The sequence below is a fragment of the Streptococcus sp. HMSC065H07 genome (assembly GCF_001837325.1).
GTDB lineage: Bacteria > Bacillota > Bacilli > Lactobacillales > Streptococcaceae > Streptococcus > Streptococcus salivarius_H.
In genome coordinates this window covers 1-18,520 of record NZ_KV832042.1, presented here as the reverse complement: position 1 = coordinate 18,520, position 18,520 = coordinate 1, and the positions used below count along the sequence as shown (strand labels likewise).

At 39.8% G+C, this 18,520-nt stretch carries 18 protein-coding genes; 16 read left to right on the top strand and 2 right to left on the bottom strand.

Annotated features, from left to right (window positions below; translation table 11 throughout):
* Positions 1 to 115: 115 nt before the first annotated feature.
* Entirely contained in the window at positions 116 to 1,438 is a 1,323-nt protein-coding gene (locus tag HMPREF2637_RS08185; RefSeq protein ID WP_064524196.1) for a matrixin family metalloprotease, read from the bottom strand.
* Positions 1,439 to 1,651: 213 nt separating this feature from the next.
* Here HMPREF2637_RS08185 and HMPREF2637_RS08180 point away from each other — a divergent pair, with 213 nt between their 5' ends.
* The 9 genes from HMPREF2637_RS08180 (at position 1,652) to folP (ending at position 10,921) form a co-directional block, all read left to right on the top strand.
* The gene (locus HMPREF2637_RS08180; protein ID WP_002891534.1) at positions 1,652 to 2,389 is read left to right on the top strand and encodes a LytR/AlgR family response regulator transcription factor; all 738 of its coding nucleotides are present in this window, start codon (positions 1,652 to 1,654) and stop codon (positions 2,387 to 2,389) included.
* A gap of 311 nt (positions 2,390 to 2,700) precedes the next feature.
* Entirely contained in the window at positions 2,701 to 3,879 is a 1,179-nt protein-coding gene (locus tag HMPREF2637_RS08175; protein ID WP_064524194.1) for a sensor histidine kinase, read from the top strand.
* A gap of 111 nt (positions 3,880 to 3,990) precedes the next feature.
* A complete protein-coding gene (locus tag HMPREF2637_RS08170; protein WP_064524192.1) occupies positions 3,991 to 5,370 on the top strand; it encodes a hypothetical protein in 1,380 nt (459 codons plus the stop codon).
* A 164-nt stretch (positions 5,371 to 5,534) separates the two neighbouring features.
* Positions 5,535 to 5,807 carry a 30S ribosomal protein S16 gene (gene rpsP, locus HMPREF2637_RS08165; RefSeq protein ID WP_002884675.1) on the top strand — a complete coding sequence of 91 codons (273 nt, stop codon included), beginning with the start codon at positions 5,535 to 5,537 and terminating at the stop codon, positions 5,805 to 5,807.
* A gap of 11 nt (positions 5,808 to 5,818) precedes the next feature.
* Positions 5,819 to 6,067, top strand: coding sequence for a KH domain-containing protein (locus tag HMPREF2637_RS08160; RefSeq protein ID WP_002884680.1), 249 nt, complete (start codon positions 5,819 to 5,821; stop codon positions 6,065 to 6,067).
* Between the two features lie 162 nt (positions 6,068 to 6,229).
* Positions 6,230 to 7,492, top strand: a complete 1,263-nt coding sequence (locus tag HMPREF2637_RS08155; RefSeq protein WP_064524190.1) for a bifunctional folylpolyglutamate synthase/dihydrofolate synthase — start codon at positions 6,230 to 6,232, stop codon at positions 7,490 to 7,492.
* Between the two features lie 66 nt (positions 7,493 to 7,558).
* The gene (locus tag HMPREF2637_RS08150) at positions 7,559 to 9,403 is read left to right on the top strand and encodes an APC family permease (protein ID WP_064524188.1); all 1,845 of its coding nucleotides are present in this window, start codon (positions 7,559 to 7,561) and stop codon (positions 9,401 to 9,403) included.
* Positions 9,404 to 9,548: 145 nt separating this feature from the next.
* Positions 9,549 to 10,112 carry a GTP cyclohydrolase I FolE gene (gene folE / locus HMPREF2637_RS08145; RefSeq protein ID WP_002884345.1) on the top strand — a complete coding sequence of 188 codons (564 nt, stop codon included), beginning with the start codon at positions 9,549 to 9,551 and terminating at the stop codon, positions 10,110 to 10,112.
* 8 nt (positions 10,113 to 10,120) lie between these two features.
* Entirely contained in the window at positions 10,121 to 10,921 is an 801-nt protein-coding gene (gene folP / locus HMPREF2637_RS08140; protein WP_064524186.1) for a dihydropteroate synthase, read from the top strand.
* Between the two features lie 32 nt (positions 10,922 to 10,953).
* On the opposite strand, the gene HMPREF2637_RS08135 is transcribed toward folP, so the two are convergent.
* Positions 10,954 to 12,405, bottom strand: coding sequence for an alpha-amylase (locus HMPREF2637_RS08135; RefSeq protein ID WP_064524184.1), 1,452 nt, complete (start codon positions 12,403 to 12,405; stop codon positions 10,954 to 10,956).
* Between the two features lie 219 nt (positions 12,406 to 12,624).
* On the opposite strand from HMPREF2637_RS08135, the gene folB reads away from it, so the two are divergent.
* The 7 genes from folB (at position 12,625) to HMPREF2637_RS08100 (ending at position 18,379) form a co-directional block, all read left to right on the top strand.
* On the top strand, positions 12,625 to 12,984 hold the full coding sequence (folB, locus tag HMPREF2637_RS08130; RefSeq protein ID WP_002884716.1) for a dihydroneopterin aldolase: 360 nt from the start codon (positions 12,625 to 12,627) through the stop codon (positions 12,982 to 12,984).
* On the top strand, positions 12,981 to 13,472 hold the full coding sequence (gene folK, locus HMPREF2637_RS08125; protein ID WP_002884240.1) for a 2-amino-4-hydroxy-6-hydroxymethyldihydropteridine diphosphokinase: 492 nt from the start codon (positions 12,981 to 12,983) through the stop codon (positions 13,470 to 13,472). The genes folB and folK overlap by 4 nt, the downstream gene beginning before the upstream one ends.
* Positions 13,473 to 13,661: 189 nt before the next feature.
* The gene (murB, locus tag HMPREF2637_RS08120; protein WP_064524182.1) at positions 13,662 to 14,564 is read left to right on the top strand and encodes a UDP-N-acetylmuramate dehydrogenase; all 903 of its coding nucleotides are present in this window, start codon (positions 13,662 to 13,664) and stop codon (positions 14,562 to 14,564) included.
* A 46-nt stretch (positions 14,565 to 14,610) separates the two neighbouring features.
* Positions 14,611 to 15,765 carry an ABC transporter ATP-binding protein gene (locus HMPREF2637_RS08115; RefSeq protein ID WP_064524180.1) on the top strand — a complete coding sequence of 385 codons (1,155 nt, stop codon included), beginning with the start codon at positions 14,611 to 14,613 and terminating at the stop codon, positions 15,763 to 15,765.
* Positions 15,749 to 16,543, top strand: coding sequence for an ABC transporter permease (locus HMPREF2637_RS08110; RefSeq protein WP_048673786.1), 795 nt, complete (start codon positions 15,749 to 15,751; stop codon positions 16,541 to 16,543). Before HMPREF2637_RS08115 ends, HMPREF2637_RS08110 begins: the two co-directional genes overlap by 17 nt.
* Positions 16,540 to 17,319: an ABC transporter permease gene (locus tag HMPREF2637_RS08105; RefSeq protein ID WP_037598343.1), complete on the top strand. Its 780-nt coding sequence runs from the start codon at positions 16,540 to 16,542 to the stop codon at positions 17,317 to 17,319. The genes HMPREF2637_RS08110 and HMPREF2637_RS08105 overlap by 4 nt, the downstream gene beginning before the upstream one ends.
* Positions 17,312 to 18,379 carry an ABC transporter substrate-binding protein gene (locus HMPREF2637_RS08100; RefSeq protein ID WP_060972236.1) on the top strand — a complete coding sequence of 356 codons (1,068 nt, stop codon included), beginning with the start codon at positions 17,312 to 17,314 and terminating at the stop codon, positions 18,377 to 18,379. The genes HMPREF2637_RS08105 and HMPREF2637_RS08100 overlap by 8 nt, the downstream gene beginning before the upstream one ends.
* Positions 18,380 to 18,520 lie beyond the last annotated feature (141 nt).

Sequence of the window (18,520 nt, the reverse complement as noted above, 5' to 3'; positions counted from 1 at the left end):
TATGTAAGAAAAAATCATGAACAGTCATTTTCTGGTCTTGAATGGTCATCTCACCTGTATAAAAAAAGCAGAACCTGATAGGTCTGCTTATAAATTGTAGTGATGGTGTAAGAACTTAAATCTTGCTATAGAGTTTCTTAACATTGTTAATATCAACTGGTTGGATACTTGTCTTACCACCTTTAGGTTCCATTACAGAGGCAACAGCACTGTTGTGCTCAAGTCCAATTGAGTGTCCTAATTCGTGTTGCGCAGTGTTAAGGAGTTTTCCACCATTCTTTTGATAATAATTGTTTTGAACATGGAAGCTATTCAAGTAAACAGTAGCATTACTATATTGCTTAGTTGGGAGGTAGTAAGTAGAGTAGGTAACTCCAAGAGGAGCTGCCACATTACCTTCATAACGTTCATCAGCAATGATGTTGGCTTTTTGTTTATCGTTAGTGAGCAAGAAATTAAAGGCACCAGTGTTATTCCAAGAAGTGATAGCCTGTTTGTAGGCGTTCACGATTTCAGGATTTTTAGCATTGATGAAAACCGTCGCTTCCTTACTTGACCAGTGAGGAGTATCGTAATTCTCTTTTACGAGTTCGTTATTCTTTTGCCATACTTGAGCAACTCGGTCCACTGGTTTAGCAGGTTGGATAGGAGTGGCTTTAGGAGTTGTTGGTTTAGTGACAGTCGTTGTTGGCTTCTTAGGTTGTGTCGTTGTAGAAGTCGCTGGTTTGTTTACAACAGTCGTTGGTTTCTTAGGTTGAGTTGTAGATGTTGTAGGTTTGTTAGCAACTGTGGCTGGTTTTTTAGGTTGACTAACAGCAGGAGTTGATTGTTTAGGTTTTGGTGTAGCTGTTGTCGTTGGTTTTGTAGAAGGTGTTGATGGTTTTGGAATATAAGTAGATAGAATCTTATGAACATTACCATTATTAATTTCTGTTGAAACCCATGTGGCACCATCTTTTGACCAGGTTTGTGCTTGAGCGACAGTTTCTGTCTTTGGTTCAGACTGGTTTTTTACAGCCTTATGATTGCTATCTGTATTTGTCGGAATTCTAGTCTCATAGGTTTTGCTTCCAGTCTGGCTGTCGACAGTACTGTTAGCTGTTTGACTATTTTGTTTCAATTCCTCAAAAGTTGGAGTGTTTGTGGGAGTTTGTTCATAGTCATTTTCATGTGTATGAAGATCATCCACAGAGGTATGTGATATAGTAGTCACAGTAGTAGGTGTCTCAGTAGAAACACCTGTTTGAGCGATGGTATTTGTAGTTGTACCTGTTTCAAGTTCGGAAAATGTCAGAGCTTGGTTAGGATCTGAAACATAGGTTTGATCTGCAGAGGCATGCTGAGGACTTCCTACAAGAAAAGCACTAATTATACCGACAGTTGCAAGGGTCAACAAGGTCTTTGTCCTAGTCCCTTGCGTTTTAAAAGAATGTAACATAACTTTCTCCTTTTTAATTTAAAACAAAAACAGCTCTCATGATAACACCTAAAAATGAATATAAAGTGACAATGAGATAACAATTGTTTTATAAATGAAATTAGGTGAGATAAAAAGACTTTATGCTGTAAAAAAAGGAATATTATCCAATTAATTATGATAAAATATTAGATAGGTATCTTAAAGTATATTAGAAAGAAAGAGGGATATAAGATGCTTTCTATTATCGTCCTTGAAGATGATGCCTTGCAGCGTCATCGTGTTGGTCGTTTATTGGACGAAGCAGTTGAGGAGTCGAAGGCCGTTGTTGATGGGATTACTTTTTATGAACAGGGTCAGGAATTGTTAGATGCTGATAGAGGTTCGGGTAAATCCATGGTTTATCTTTTGGATATTGACCTTAAAAATCAAACTAAGCAGGGACTAGATATTGGGCTTGAAATCCGTAAGGAAGACTTGAAAGCACAAATTGCCTTTGTTACAGCCTATTCGGAGTTTATGCCCTTGACCTTCCGTTATAAGATTCAAGCTCTAGACTTTGTCGATAAATCCATGGAAGATGTGGATCTTAAGAGAGCTTTAGTAGAACTTTTAGATTTTGCTTACTCACAGGTTGAGCAAGAAACCAAGGCACAGAGTCTAACTGTTAAAACGGATAAAAATGATGTTAATATTCCTTATGATGATATTTTATACATTGAGACAGCCCCTGTGCCACATAAGTTAATCGCTCATACCAAGTCAAACCTAGTGGAATTCTATGGGAAAATTGCAGAAGTAGCAAAATTGGATGATATTTTCTTCCAAACGCACCGCTCTTTTGTTGTCAATGTGAATAATGTGACAAGTGTGGATCGTACAGCTAATATGGTCTTCTTTGAGGGAAACGAGTCATGCCTCCTATCGCGGACACGTAAAAAGGAACTTTTGGAACGTTTGAAAAATCGTTAGGTCTTAGATTTTCCCCTTCTTCTCTAATCATTATTGAAAGTTTTCTGAAATTCGAGATAATTATTTAATTTTATCTCATCTATTATCAGGAATTGTGATAGAATAGTGTTATGGCTTTTTGCCGTATATTTAGAGATGACTAGAAGGAGGTGGCTAACCATTAAATGATGCTCAATTTGCAAATTGCATTAGAATATCTTTTGCATTTCATTGTCATACAGTGGATTTACGAAAGGACCAGCTTGGTCAAGGTACCACGTATGGTCCTTCCTATTGCGTTCCTGGTTGAATGTATAGGGGGAATACTGGGGATGTCATATAATGTCGGTTTGTCCTTTATGACACCGTTCTACCTTCTTTTCTATGCCTATTTCTATGGTAAGGAGAGAACCACCAATATGTTGGCTTTTTATGCCTTCTATCCTCTAGTTCTCTATCTGTTGATTTTTAATGGTTATGCCTACTTCCTGATGCCAGGATTCGGCATCACATCGGATTTTCTAAACAGAAGTTATCTTTATTTCATTTTCTTTGACCTTTTAATTATTCCAACATTTGTCGCTCTATCCAAGCTCCTTAACATTGATTTTAAATATTTGAGGGTCTTAGAGCGAGATCGTAAATTTGGTCGGATTATGTTTTTCACTAACTTTATCTTGATTGGCTATGTGATTTTGAACTATTCTGTCGTCGTGGCCTCGCGATTTTTTGCCTTGTACTATGCTGGACATGTGATAACCTTAGTGGGGTTTGTAGCTATTTTTTATGCTGTTTACAAGGTTAATAAATATGCAGATGAATTCTTTGAAAATGAGCGTAGAAAAGAAAATCGACGTCACTTGGATGATTTAGAGAAGTATTCTGAGCAGGTCGAAAGTCTTTACGAAACGCTACGCAGTTTCCGTCACGACTATACTAATGTTATGATTTCGCTTAATGAAGCCATCCAGATGAAAGACATCGATCAAATCAAGATGATTTATGATAGTGTCTTGAAAGATTCGGCATCAGATTTGAAGCAGCAAAAGTTTGATTTGGCAAAATTAACTCGTGTGACCAATATGCCACTTAAGAGTCTTTTATCATCTAAAGTGGCTGAGGCTTTTGATAAAGGTATTCAATGCCATGTGGAGGTTGAAGAGGGGGTCTTCTTCACAGATATGCGTCCACTCGACTTGATTACAATCATATCAATTCTTTGTGATAATGCTATTGAAGCTACTGTATTAGCAGATAAACCAAAATTATCTATTGCTATCTTTAAGATGGAAAATCAATCAGTTATTGTTGTTGAAAATTCAACTAAGGAAGCTTCTATTGATGTAGCTCCTTTGAAACAAAGAGGATTTTCAACGAAAGGAACAGGTCGTGGTTTGGGCTTAGCAAATATCGAGGAGATTCTCTTCAGATACGACAACGTCACGCTTGAAACAGAATCAGCACAACACCGTTTTGTTCAATTATTGTCTATTACACCAAAAGAAGATTAATGGGGACTTAATAAGAATTTTTAGAATTCTTGTTAATCCCTATTTTTATGTTAAAAAGTATGGTAAAATAGTTAAGTTAATCATGTGTTTTTTAATTCAGGGGGATTTATTATGTTGAAAGACGAATGGTTAGAGTACTTTGAGGCTGTGAATGGCCGAAAACCAAGACCAATCGACTTTAAAGAAGCCTTGGAGCGAGGAGAGTTTGTTCTCTCTGAAGGTGCAGAGGCTAAACAAGCAGCTGATCAAGGAGAATCATCAGCTGAACAACAGTTTGAAGAAGGAACCGCAACTGCCAGAGCACTAGCCCAGTCTCAGAAAGAGCGTGACAACGCGCAAGAGGCTATGGCAAATGCGGCCCAAGAAAAGAGAAAGGCCCTATCTCAAGAGACTGTTGGTCAAGTAAGAACCATTCAGTCGGGCCGTCAGGCTGAGGATATTCAAAAAGAAGAGGAACAACGCAAACGCGTCGCAGAGGCTAAAGAGCGTTTGGCAAGCTATGCGCCAACCCGTCCAGATGCAGGAAATCATTCTGTTAACACCTCGAGTGAGCCTAATCAATCTATTCCAGTTTTCAGTAACCAAGCACAGCATCTTGGATTGTCTGAGGATTTGACAAAACTTGATCATAAGGAAGAAAAAGCAGCTAAGAAGCTTGCTCGTCAAGCTGCTCGTGATAAGAAAAAGGCTGAAAAATTAGCTGCTAAAGCTAAATCTAAGGAAGAACAGACAGTTGCCAAACTAGAAAAGAGATTGGAAAGTCAGGTTCGTCTTCTAGAAACGATTCAAAACGCTAATCAAAAATCGCAAAAGGCCAAAAATTGGGGCAAAGGAGCCTTGATTTCTAGTCTTGTTGCTGTTGTTTTGATGTTGCTTGTTGGTGGAGTATACGGTTTTTGGCGTAATGCTTCGGGGAACATTGAGGGGACTTGGGAATTAAAATCGTCTAAGGTCTTGGACGAAAATTCTGGAAAGTTAACCAATGCTCTGAAAGAACATGAAGATAAAGATGAAATTTACGTCTCTTTCCTTAAAGTTGATCAGTCTAATAATTTACAAACACATTCTTACTTTTATAAAAAAGGTGAGGAGGATCAGCCTACTTTTACAGCTTCAGATTATTTGAAGGAATATCAAGTTGTTGATCAGTGGAATAAATCGATCACCTATACTAAAGAAGTTTCAGAATTTAAACGTGAGTTGACTAAAGTTGTCTCGCAACTTTATCCTAATGCAGATAAGAATCTAGTAGATTACTATATTTCAGATAACGTAGATAACTACCGACTCTACCGTAAAGGGAAACGTACCAAATCTTATACTGTAAATAAAGATACCTTGGTTGTTTCTACCTACAACGAGGATGGCAAGTTGACCAGTCGTGATACTTATGAGAAAGTGTCAAAGGCAGCGGCTAAGAGTTTAGAAGCTCAATATGCTGAAGCAAAAGTAGCTTATGAAAAAAATCATAAGACCACAACTAAGAAATAGTCTAAAAGGAAGTTAGAGTCAAACTCTAATTTTTTTTTGTAGAAAATTCAAGTCTGTCAAGTTTTTTTCTTGACACATAAAAATTATATGGTATACTAGTTAAGGTCGAGGGGCGATAAGAGCCCTCACCATAATAAAAAAACTAAAGAAAAGAGATATTAAAAATGGCAGTAAAAATCCGTTTGACTCGTATGGGTTCTAAGAAAAAACCTTTCTACCGTATTAACGTTGCAGATTCACGTGCTCCACGTGATGGACGTTTCATCGAAACAGTTGGTACTTACAACCCACTCGTTGAAGAAAACCAAGTAACACTTAAAGAAGAGCGTGTTCTTGAGTGGTTGTCTAAAGGTGCACAACCTTCAGATACAGTTCGTAACATCCTTTCAAAAGAAGGCGTTATGAAGAAATTCCACGAATCAAAATTCTCAAAATAATTTTTTAGCCTATGGATACCATTGAAAATCTTATTATCGCTATCGTTAAACCTTTAATTGCTTCACCAGATCAGTTGACCATCAAAATCATTGACGGTCCTGAGTTTTTGGAGTACCATCTTGATCTTGCCCCAGCCGATATTGGGCGTGTTATCGGGAAAAAAGGACGTACTATTACGGCGATAAGAGCGATTGTCTATTCGGTACCTACTCAAGGTAAAAAAGTTCGTCTTGTTATTGACGAAAAAGAGAAAGCTTAAGAGGTGACCCTAGGGTTGCCTTTTTTGCATATTTTGGTTATAGACTAGAAGTCTTTGGTATAATAAGAATGTCAACTCATTAAGCTCAAGGAAAAACTAGGAATCTAGTTTAAAGGTCAGTTTAATGACTAAGTTGAAGCATTAGCCAAAAAAGGAGTAATTATGACTTATCAGGAAGCATTGGATTGGATTTATGGACAATTAAAATTTGGCATCAAGCCTGGCTTGGAGCGTATGGCTTGGATGCTTAAAGAATTGGGAAATCCACAAGATAATCTCAAGGCTGTGCATATCGTGGGAACAAACGGCAAAGGGTCTACAGTCAATGCCCTACAAACAATTTTTACCCAGGCAGGCTATGAAGTTGGAACCTTTACCTCGCCCTATATTATTGACTTCAAGGAACGAATCTCTCTTAATGGTCAGATGATTTCAGAAGAGGACTTACTTGACTTGGTTAGTCGTGTGAAGCCTGTGGTTGAACGTCTACCAAAAGAGACAGAGCATGAAAATGCGACAGAGTTTGAAATTATCACAGTTCTGATGTTCCTCTATTTTGGTCAGGTCCATCCTGTTGATATCGCATTCATTGAAGCTGGAATGGGCGGCCTTCATGATTCGACTAATCTATTTAAGCCTTTGGCAGTTCTTTGCCCTTCGATTGGTTTGGACCATCAGGCTATTTTGGGAAATACCCATGCTGAAATTGCAGCAGAAAAAGTTGGTGTTTTGAAGAATGGGGCTCCTTTTATTTATGCGACTGACCGTACTGATGTTAGAGATGTTTTCGAGAAGAAGGCGCGTGAAGAAGGGTCCAAGACCTATGAATTGGGGAGAGATTTCACAGCTGAAGGGTCTAGTCATTCCTTTGATTTCACCTATGGGGAGCAAAAGTTAGATGATATAGCCTTGGCCATGGCTGGTCAACATCAAGTAGCAAATGCTAGTTTAGCTATTATGGCTTCTTTATTGCTTCAAAAAGATTATCCTAAAGTAACTCCTAAACTCATAAAGGATGCACTAGCTCATGCCAATTGGCGAGGTCGAACAGAATTTTTAAGACCTAATCTCATGATTGATGGTGCTCATAATAATGAGAGTGTTAAAGTTTTGATTGACTTGCTGCAATCAGAACATGCAGATAAGGAGATTGAACTTCTCTTTGCGGCTATTGACACCAAGCCTATTGATGGTATGCTAGCTCAACTAAAATCGGTTGGTGACTTGACTGTAACGAGTTTTGACTATCCAAACAGTGTTAAATTAGATAAATACCCAGAAGTTTATAAGCAGGTACCAGATTTCAAAACATGGATTAAAGAACATGTAACGACTGACAATAAGAAACTTTATGTGATTACGGGATCTCTATACTTTATTTCTCAGGTCAGAAAATGGGTTTTAGAGCAGGCAAGTGATGTTTAAGACTTGAAAGATGACATTTAGGGGCGTATAATAACCCTCGTATGTTTTAAAAGCAAGGAGATCGCAATGTTTCAACATCTGAAAAACATTTTAATTGGTGAACCTTTAACTCATGATGATAGTGGTGATGAACACTTATTGTCCAAGATTCAGGCCTTGGCCATGTTGTCGAGTGATGCGCTCTCATCTATCGCCTATGGTCCAGAGCAAGTCGTCTTGGTTCTGACAGCTGTATCTAGTGCGGCTATTTGGTGGTCAATCCCTATTGGGCTTTTGGTTCTCGTCCTTTTGGCCAGCCTTACCATCTCTTATAGACAGGTTATCAAGGCCTATCCTCAAGGTGGTGGTGCCTATATGGTAACGACGGAAAATCTGTCTCCTAAGTTTGGCTTGATAGCTGGTGGCAGTCTTTTGGTCGATTACATGTTGACAGTTGCTGTTTCAGTGGCCTCAGGTGCAGATGCCATTACTTCAGCCCTTCCCTTCCTTCATCCTTTCAATCTTGAGATATCAATGATTTTGGTACTTGTTTTGATGGTTATGAACCTTAGGGGAATGCGTGAATCGGCAAAATCTTTGATGATACCGGTTTATCTCTTCATTGTTTCGACGCTGTTCTTGTTGGGATTTGGTTTCTTTCAAATTTTAACTGGTCATATGCCTTACGCAGCCACAGCACATTTAGGACAACCCATTACAGGTGTGTCATTGATTCTTATTTTAAGGGCCTTTACTTCAGGTTCTGCCTCATTGACAGGGGTTGAAGCCATCTCTAATGCGGTGCCTTTCTTTCAAAAACCTAAGGCTAAAAATGCAGCATCAACCCTCTTTATCATGTCTAGCATTTTGGGGGCTATGTTTGCGGGAATTACCTTCCTCAACTGGTGGACAGGTATTACACCTCATGCAGGAGTAACTATCTTGTCACAAATGGCTAGAGAAATTCTTGGTCAATCATGGATTGGTAGTATTCTATTTTACATTTTCCAATTCTCTACTGCTATGATTCTTGCAGTGGCAGCTAACACAGGTTTTTCAGCCTTTCCGATGTTGTCCTTTAATATGGCGAAAAATAAATATATGCCTCACATGTATCTTGAAAAAGGTGCACGTATGGGATACTCTAATGGGATCTTGACACTTGCAATTGGTGCCATTACCCTTTTGTTTATTTTCCGAGGAAATACGGAACGGTTGATTCCGCTTTACACCATCGGTGTATTTATTCCATTTGCTCTTTCTCAAACGGGGATGGTCATCCATTGGATTCGTGAATATGGTAAGGGATTCTGGAAACACTCTTTAGCAAATATCTTAGGTGCCCTCATTTGTTATGCTATCGTTCTCATTCTCTTCCTTTTCCGTTTAGGAGATATCTGGCCATTCTTCCCGATTATTGCAATCTTGATGTGGATGTTCCTTAAGATTAAAAAACACTATAATGGTGTTGCTCAACAGTTGCGTATTGATGGAGCGGTAGAAGAACACCATTATCAAGGAAATATTGTTCTTATCCTTGTTGGGAATGTTACCAAGGCTAATATCGGAGCTATTTCCTATGCACGTTCTATTGGTGACAAGGTTATCGCCATGCATGTATCTACTAAAGATACAGAGAACAAGGACAAGGAAACTGAACAAGAGTTTAAAAAATATTTCCCTGAAATTGAGATGGTTCATATCCAATCACCATATAGCTCAATCACTCAGTCAACCATTCAGTATGTGGACGAGGTCGCCACTCAAGCTGAGAAGGATAATGCGACTTTGACAGTCATGATTCCTCAGTTTGTACCTAAAAAATCATGGCAAACCATGCTTCACAACCAAATGAGTTTACGATTGAAATATTATCTCAAATGGCGTGAGAATATTGTGGTTTCATCTTATTCTTACCACTTGAAAGACTAAAAAATATAAGCGAAGTTAACCTCTATATGAAAGGTAGTCTTCGCTTTTTTTGAGGTTTAGGTAGCTAGGAAATCTCATTTTTTGCAAGAAAAATTCAGCGAAATAAGGTATAATAGATAGTATTATAACGTTGAAAGAGGAAATTATGGCAAATCAAGAAAAAGTAGAACAAGCAGTCTATCAACTATTGGAAGCTCTAGGTGAAAATCCTGAGCGTGAGGGACTTTTGGACACACCAAAACGTGTGGCTAAGATGTATGCTGAAATGTTTTCAGGTCTAAATGAAGACCCTAAAGATCAATTTACAGCTGTCTTTTCAGAAGTCCATGACGAAGTTGTCCTTGTCAAGGATATTCCTTTTTACTCTATGTGTGAGCACCATTTGGTTCCATTTTATGGTAAGGCCCATGTGGCTTATTTGCCAAGTGGAGACAAGGTGACAGGACTTTCCAAATTAGCGCGTGCGGTTGAAGTAGCTGCTCGTCGTCCGCAGTTGCAAGAACGTCTTACAGATCAAGTTGCTACAGCACTTGAAGAAGCTTTGAATCCTCGAGGAGTTTTTGTCATGGTTGAAGCAGAGCACATGTGCATGACCATGCGAGGCATTAAGAAACCAGGAAGTAAGACAATCACAACTGTCGCTAAGGGCCTTTATAAAGAAGACCGTGAAGAACGCAAGGAAATTCTTTCATTGATGCGTGATTTTTAGGAGTTAAGATGTTTATTGGCAAACATGAGATTGCAGGTAAGGCCTGTATTATGGGAATCTTGAATGTCACCCCTGATTCATTCTCAGATGGTGGCGATTTTGACACTGTAGAGGATGCCTTGGCTCAGGTTGAGCGTATGATTGCCCAGGGGGCTGCCATTATTGATGTAGGTGGCGAATCTACAGGACCAGGAGCAGAATTTGTGACTGAGGAAGAAGAGATTGCTCGTATCGTGCCAGTTATTCAGGCTATCAAGGCAAAATATGATGTGCTCATCAGTATTGATACCTATAAGACAGCCACTGCCAGAGCTGCTCTTGAAGCAGGGTCAGATATTCTAAATGATGTCTGGGCAGGACTTTATGATGGTCAGATGCTAGCTTTAGCAGCTGAAAAGAATGTGCCGATTATCCTCATGCATAATCAAAAAGAAGAAGTATACAATGATGTCACAGAAGATGTCTGTACATTCCTCAGTCAACGTGCCCAGGCCGCCTTGGAAGCAGGTGTGGCCAAGGACAATATCTGGATTGATCCAGGCTTTGGCTTTGCGAAAAATGTCCAACACAATATTGACTTGCTAAAAGGCTTGGACAAGGTCGTTGCCTTGGGCTATCCTGTTCTTTTTGGGATTTCTCGTAAGCGTGTTGTGAACTACCTACTAGGTGGAAATACCCAAGCTAAGGACCGCGATCAGGGAACGGCTGCTCTATCTGGCTATGCTGTTAGCAAGGGCTGTCAGATTGTTCGTGTGCATAATGTTGATGCCAATCGTGATATTGTTAAGACCATTTCAGGAATTTTATGATACTAAAAAAAAGCTCAATTGAGCTTTTTTTCTTAGTCTTGAATTGTCCAAACGCTGACAGATTTTTCAGAAACTGGGAAGTCTCCCCATCCGTCTTCGTCAATGGTTACAGTATCAGAGCAGTTTCCAAGAATGTCATAGAAGGTTTGGCCGGCCCAATCACTACCAATTTCCATAGACTTGCTGTTAGCAGCATCATTAGAGATTGTTACAGCTAATGGAGCCCCATCTTCGTTGCCAGAGCGTGTCCACCCGATACAGTTTGGATCATCAAAGTAGTCTGTTTGCTCACCGTAAGCTAGGTCTTTACGAGCGTAGAGCAAGGTATCTAGGCTCTCTTGGAAATTTTCTTGGGCAAATTCACCCTCAATACCATAGTAGTCACCATAAAATAGGCAAGGAAGACCGTCTTCACGGAGAAGGATGAGAGCGTAAGCAGCTGGTTTAAACCATTCTTCAACAGTAGATTCTAGAGCTTGTCCGCGTTGAGTGTCGTGGTTGTCTACGAAGGTCACGGCATGTTCAGGATGATTTTTGACCAAGGAATGATCGAAAATTGTCGTCAAATCATAATCGGCACCATCTAAGCTAGCCTTGTGTAGATTGTTGTGGAGGGAAACATCGACGAGGTCAAAACGTTTTTCAATCTTTTCAAGATAGGTATTGTTATCCTCCTCGTTACCATTCCAAAATTCACCAAAGACATAGAAATCCTGACCTTGTTTTTCTTTGACATCGCGAATAAAATTACGCATAAAGAAAGAATCAATGTGCTTAATGGCATCCATTCGGAATCCTTGAACGCCTGTTGTTTCAACGAACCAATCTGCCCATTCGTAAATATTTTCAATAACTTCAGGGTGTTTATAGTCTAGGTTGGCATACATAAGGTAGTCGAAGTTACCATTTTCGTTGTCAACCAAGTCGTTGTCTGCCCAGCCTTTGTTGTCACCTTGGATAAGATAGATACCACTTTTATTACGTTTGGCATCGAAGTCGGTTCCGTTAAAGTGGTACCAGTGCCATTCAAAATCGTTGTAGGCTTTATTTCGTCCGTCAAAGGTGAAATGTGTCCAGCCTTCGATTTCAAATGGTTCGCTGATCTCTTGGGTACGGTCTTCTGGGTCAACTTCGACCACTTCGAAGGTCTCAAGTTTATCCGCTGCCGCCTTGTGATTAAGCACAACGTCGGCCATAGGTACAATACCAACTTCTTTGAGTTGGTTGATAGCATTGAGATATTCTTCTTTGAGGCCGTATTTGGTGCGGACTGTTCCTTTTTGGTCGAATTCTCCAAGGTCAAAGAGGTCATAGACTCCGTAACCAACATCATCTTTGTTTGTAGCTTTATAAGCGGGTGGCATCCAAACGTGGCTGATGCCTAGGTCTGCTAAATGTTGGGCATCTTTAGCCAAATTGTTCCAGTGTTGTCCGTCACTTGGGAGATACCACTCAAAGTATTGCATTGCGGTTTGATTTGTCATAGTTTTTTCCTTATTAGTTGAGATAGTCTTGCTTGTAATCAGGAGTCTTTTTAACTCCTGTGCCTATATTTTACCAAATCAGAAGAATTACGCAACCGATTGCATAAGCGTAAACACAATAACTTCAGATCTGTCTAAAATATCATACTAATAAGAGTCCAACTTTTCAACTGTTTTGTGCTAGAATAAAGAGGAGTCTAGTCGTCTGAAGGAGAAATTATGGATAAAATTATTTTAAATGGTTGCCGTTTTTATGGCTATCACGGGGCTTTTGCTGAGGAACAGACCCTAGGGCAAATTTTTGTGGTAGATTTGGAATTGGCTGTCGATTTGACCAAGGCATCACAAAGTGACAATCTAGAAGATACGGTTCACTATGGTTTGGTTTTTGAAGCCGTGCAAAAACAAGTGGAAGATAAAAAGTATATTTTGATTGAGCGTTTGGCTGGTGTGATTTGTGAGGATTTATTTGCACAATTTCCACCAATTCAATCTATTAAAGTTCGAATTACCAAGGAAAATCCACCAATTAATGGGCATTATAAGAGTGTTGGTATCGAATTGGAGCGTAGCCGATGACAAGAGTTTATTTGAGTTTGGGATCTAATATGGGAGACCGTCAAGGCTATCTTCAAAAAGCTGTGAAGGCCTTGAATGACTTACCTGAGACGGAGGTTAAAGCGGTATCCTCTTATTATGAAACGGCTGCTTGGGGACTGACAGATCAGGCTGATTTTTTGAATCTTGCCTTGGCTTTAGAGACGAAGTTGCCAGCAGAGACCTTACTAAGGTCATGTCAGCAAATTGAAAAAGACCTTGATCGCGTTCGTCATGAACATTGGGGGCCTCGGACGGTAGATATAGATATTCTTCTATATGGGCAGGAAATCTGGGAGACTGAGCATCTTAAAGTGCCTCACCCATATATGAGTCAGAGAGCTTTTGTTCTGGTGCCCTTAGTAGAAATAGCAGATGATTTGGTTGATCCTAAAACTGGCCAAGCCTACAAAAATTATTTGAGTCAATTAAACACTAGTGATGTCCGTAAATTGGAGCTTATGGACTAGCTTTGCGTGAAATTCCTTGTCGTCAAGATGGGGATTTTTTGCTATAATTAATCTTGGCTTTTTGCTGTATTTTTCTTTTTATTTTTAGGGAAAAATACTAACTCATTTTTAGGTAGTGATAGTAATATGGGGAAGTCTATCACGATACCTACAAAGAAATAAATGTATAGAAAAAGTATGGAAAATAACATGTTAGATGAACTTAAAGAAGATTTAGTGGGGATTGATATTCGTTTCGACGAACCCTTAAAACGTTATACATATACCAAGGTTGGTGGTCCAGCGGATTATTTGGCCTTTCCACGTAACCGCTATGAACTCTCTCGTATTGTCAAATTTGCTAATAAGCATGACATTCCTTGGATGGTGCTCGGTAATGCCAGTAATTTGATTGTCCGTGACGGTGGTATCAGAGGTTTTGTGATTATGTTTGACAGACTTAATGGTATTGCAGTTAATGGTTATCAAATTGAAGCTGAAGCGGGGGCTAATTTGATTGCGACAACCAAGGTGGCTCGTTTCCAAAGTTTGACTGGTTTTGAATTTGCAGCGGGGATTCCAGGTAGTGTTGGTGGTGCCGTCTTTATGAATGCGGGTGCCTATGGTGGTGAGATTGCCCATATCTTGGTTTCTGCTCAGGTTCTTACAAAAGACGGTGATATTCGTACGATTGATGCAAGAGATATGCGTTTTGGTTATCGTCGTTCGGTGCTCCAAGAAACAGGTGAAGTGGTTATTTCAGCTAAATTTAACCTCAAACCAGGAGACTACGAGCAAATCAAGAATGAGATGAATCGTCTTAATCATTTGCGAGAGCTTAAACAACCTCTTGAATTCCCTTCGTGTGGTTCGGTCTTTAAACGCCCACCAGGTCACTTTGCAGGTCAGCTGATTATGGAAGCCAACCTCAAGGGACATCGTATCGGTGGTGTTGAGGTTTCGACTAAGCATGCTGGTTTCATGGTCAATGTCGATCAAGGAACAGCAAAAGACTATGAAGACCTTATTTCAGATGTTATCGCTAAGGTTAAGGAAAATTCAGGTGTTACACTAGAGCCTGAAGTACGTATCATTGGCGACGAATTAAACTAATAAAACCCTATCCCTATATTTGCTATCCATGGAGGATTTATGACAATTGACTAAACCGATTATTGCCTTTCGAAATGTCTCAAAAGTGTTTGAAGACAGTGGCACACAAGTTTTAAAAGACATCAACTTTGAACTAGAAGAAGGTAAGTTCTATACCCTTCTTGGGGCATCTGGTTCTGGTAAATCAACGATTTTGAACATCATTGCAGGTCTATTAGATGCAACCAGTGGTGACGTCCTTTTGGATGGAAAACGTATCAATGATATTCCTATCAATAAAAGGGATGTTCACACCGTTTTCCAATCTTATGCCCTCTTTCCACATATGAATGTCTTTGACAATGTGGCTTTTGCCCTTAAATTGAAAAAGGTGCCTAAAAAGGAAATTGAAGAGCGTGTAGAAGAAGCCTTAAAGATGGTCCAACTAAATGGTTATCAAAAGCGCTCGATTCAAAAATTATCAGGTGGTCAACGTCAACGTGTGGCTATTGCTCGTGCGATTATTAACCAACCACGTGTAGTCCTTTTGGATGAGCCTTTGTCAGCACTGGATTTGAAACTACGTACTGAAATGCAATACGAGTTGCGCGAATTGCAACAACGTTTAGGGATTACTTTTGTCTTTGTCACTCACGACCAAGAAGAGGCCTTGGCCATGTCGGACTGGATTTTTGTTATGAATGATGGTGAAATTGTTCAATCAGGAACTCCGGTTGATATCTATGACGAACCGATCAATCACTTCGTTGCAACCTTTATTGGAGAATCTAATATCCTACCAGGCGTTATGATTGAGGACTATTTGGTTGAGTTCAATGGGAAACGTTTTGAATCTGTTGATGGAGGAATGCGTCCTAATGAACCTGTCGAAGTGGTGATTCGTCCTGAAGATTTACAGATTACACTTCCTGAGGAAGGCAAATTGCAAGTTCGCGTGGAAACTCAGCTCTTCCGTGGGGTCCACTATGAAATCATTGCCTATGACAATCTTGGTAATGAATGGATGATTCACTCAACCCGTAAGGCGATTGAGGGTGAGATTATCGGTCTTGATTTTACGCCTGAGGATATTCATATCATGCGTCTTAATGAGACAGAAGAAGAATTCGATGCGCGTATTGAAGAATATGTGGAAGTGGAAGAGCATGAAGATGGCTTGATTAATGCCATTGAGGAGGAGCGCTATGAAGAAAACAGCTAGCCTCTTCTCGGTTCCTTACCTCCTTTGGCTCCTACTCTTCGTGGTTGCTCCAGTGCTCATGCTACTCTATCAGTCTTTCTTTGATATCAGTGGCAACTTTACTTTGGACAATTATGGTACCTTCTTTTCCAGCTGGACTTACTTAAGGATGAGTTTTAACTCGGTTCTTTATGCAGCCATCATTACTCTGGTAACCCTTCTCATTTCTTATCCGACGGCATATCTTTTAACCAGACTAAAGCATAAGCAACTTTGGTTGATGTTGGTCATTTTGCCAACCTGGGTCAACCTCCTTCTGAAAGCCTATGCTTTTATGGGGATTTTTGGGCAACAAGGTGGTATCAATGCCTTTCTCGGCTTCTTTGGGATTGCACCCATGCAAATTCTCTTTACGGATTTCTCCTTCATTTTCGTGGCTAGCTACATTGAAATTCCCTTTATGATTCTACCGATTTTCAATGCACTAGATGATTTGGATGAAAATATTGTGAATGCGAGTAAAGATTTGGGAGCCAATGATTGGCAGACCTTTACCAAGGTTATTTTTCCCTTATCGCTTAATGGGGTACGCTCTGGTGTCCAGTCTGTCTTTATTCCTAGTCTCAGCCTCTTTATGCTGACACGCTTGATTGGTGGGAACCGAGTGATTACCCTAGGGACAGCTATTGAACAGCACTTCCTCACGACACAAAACTGGGGAATGGGGGCAACCATTGGTGTTGTTCTTATTGCTGCCATGATTGCGACCATGTGGTTAACAAAGGAGAGACGTCAATGAAAAAATTTGCAAATCTCTATTTAGCTCTTGTCTTTGTTATCCTTTATTTGCCAATCTTCTATTTAATCGCCTATTCTTTCAATAGTGGTGGCGATATGAATAGCTTCACTGGCTTTACTCTGGATAACTACCAGAGCATGTTTTCAGATAGCCGACTTATGTTAATTCTGGCTCAAACCTTCTTTTTAGCTTTCCTTAGTGCTCTTCTGGCGACGATTATTGGTACCTTTGGGTCTATCTTTATCTATGAGAGCAAACAGAAGCAACAGACTGGGATTTTATCTCTAAATAACGTACTCATGGTTGCACCGGACGTCATGATTGGTGCGAGTTTCTTGATTCTTTTCACCTTGATTGGTTTCCAACTCGGTTTTGTATCGGTTTTGTTGAGTCACATTGCCTTCTCAATCCCAATTGTGGTTCTCATGGTTTTACCACGTCTCAAGGAAATGAATCGAGACATGGTGAATGCAGCTTATGACCTGGGTGCGACCCAATGGCAGATGTTACGTGAGGTTATGTTGCCATACTTGACACCTGGTATTATCGCTGGTTATTTCATGGCCTTTACCTATTCTTTGGATGACTTCGCAGTAACCTTCTTTGTTACGGGGAATGGTTTTTCAACACTTGCTGTGGAAATATACTCACGTGCCCGTAAAGGGATTTCCTTGGAAATCAATGCCCTATCAACGGTTGTCTTCTTGTTCTCTATTCTTCTAGTCATTGGATATTATATGATTACCAAGGAGAGAAAGGAGGAGCACGATGCGTAAACTCTATCAATTTCTGGCAGGGATTTTAGCAATTATTTTCTGCCTTTGGGGAATTTCTGCCTACATGCAAAGTCGTACAGGAAATGTGTCGGACAAGCTTGTTATTTATAACTGGGGTGATTATATTGATCCTGATCTTTTGACCAAGTTCACTAAAGAAACAGGAATCAAGGTCCAGTATGAAACTTTTGATTCCAACGAAGCTATGTATACTAAGATTAAGCAAGGTGGTACGACATACGACATTGCTGTGCCGTCAGACTATACCATTGATAAAATGGTCAAGGAAGACCTTTTGGTGAAGTTGGATAAATCTAAAATCCATGGCTTTGATCAGATTGGCTCAAGTTTTAAGGGGCTTAGTTTCGATCCTAATAATGACTATTCTATCCCTTATTTTTGGGGGACAGTCGGAATCGTCTATAATACGAAATTGGTGAAAAAAGCACCTCAGCACTGGAATGATCTTTGGTCACCCGAATACAGAAACCAGATTATGCTGGTTGATGGCGCGCGTGAAGTCCTTGGCTTCTCACTCAATAGCCTGGGATATAGCTTGAATACCAAGAACATGACTGAATTACGTTTGGCTGAAACTAAACTTGATAGTCTGACACCAAATATCAAAGCTATTGTTGGTGATGAGATGAAGGGCTACATGGTTCAAGGTGATGCGGCTATTGGAGTAACCTTCTCAGGGGAAGCCAGTGAGATGCTTGATAAAAATGAGGACCTACGTTATGTTGTCCCATCAGAAGGCTCAAATCTTTGGTTTGACAATCTAGTGATTCCTAAAACTGTGAAGCATGAGAAGGAAGCCTATGCCTTTATTAACTTCATGCTTAAACCGGAAAATGCAGCGCAAAATGCTGAATATATTGGTTATGCCACACCTAACGAGGCAGCCAAAGCCTTACTTCCAAAGAGTATTACGGATGATAAGGCCTTTTACCCATCAGAATCAACCATTAAAAACCTTGAAGTCTATAATAACCTAGGTCAAAAGTGGCTAGGAATCTATAACGATATTTACCTTCAAGTTAAGATGTATCGTAAATAAAAAGTTACCTTTTGACCTTTAGCTTCTAAAATCGGTCAAAAAAATACGAGAGGCTGAAACGCTAGTGTTTCAGCCTCTTTTCTGATTGTCCAAGTGCTTGAAAAAGATGGCTCTTTGTCAACTGTAGTGGGTGACGAAAAG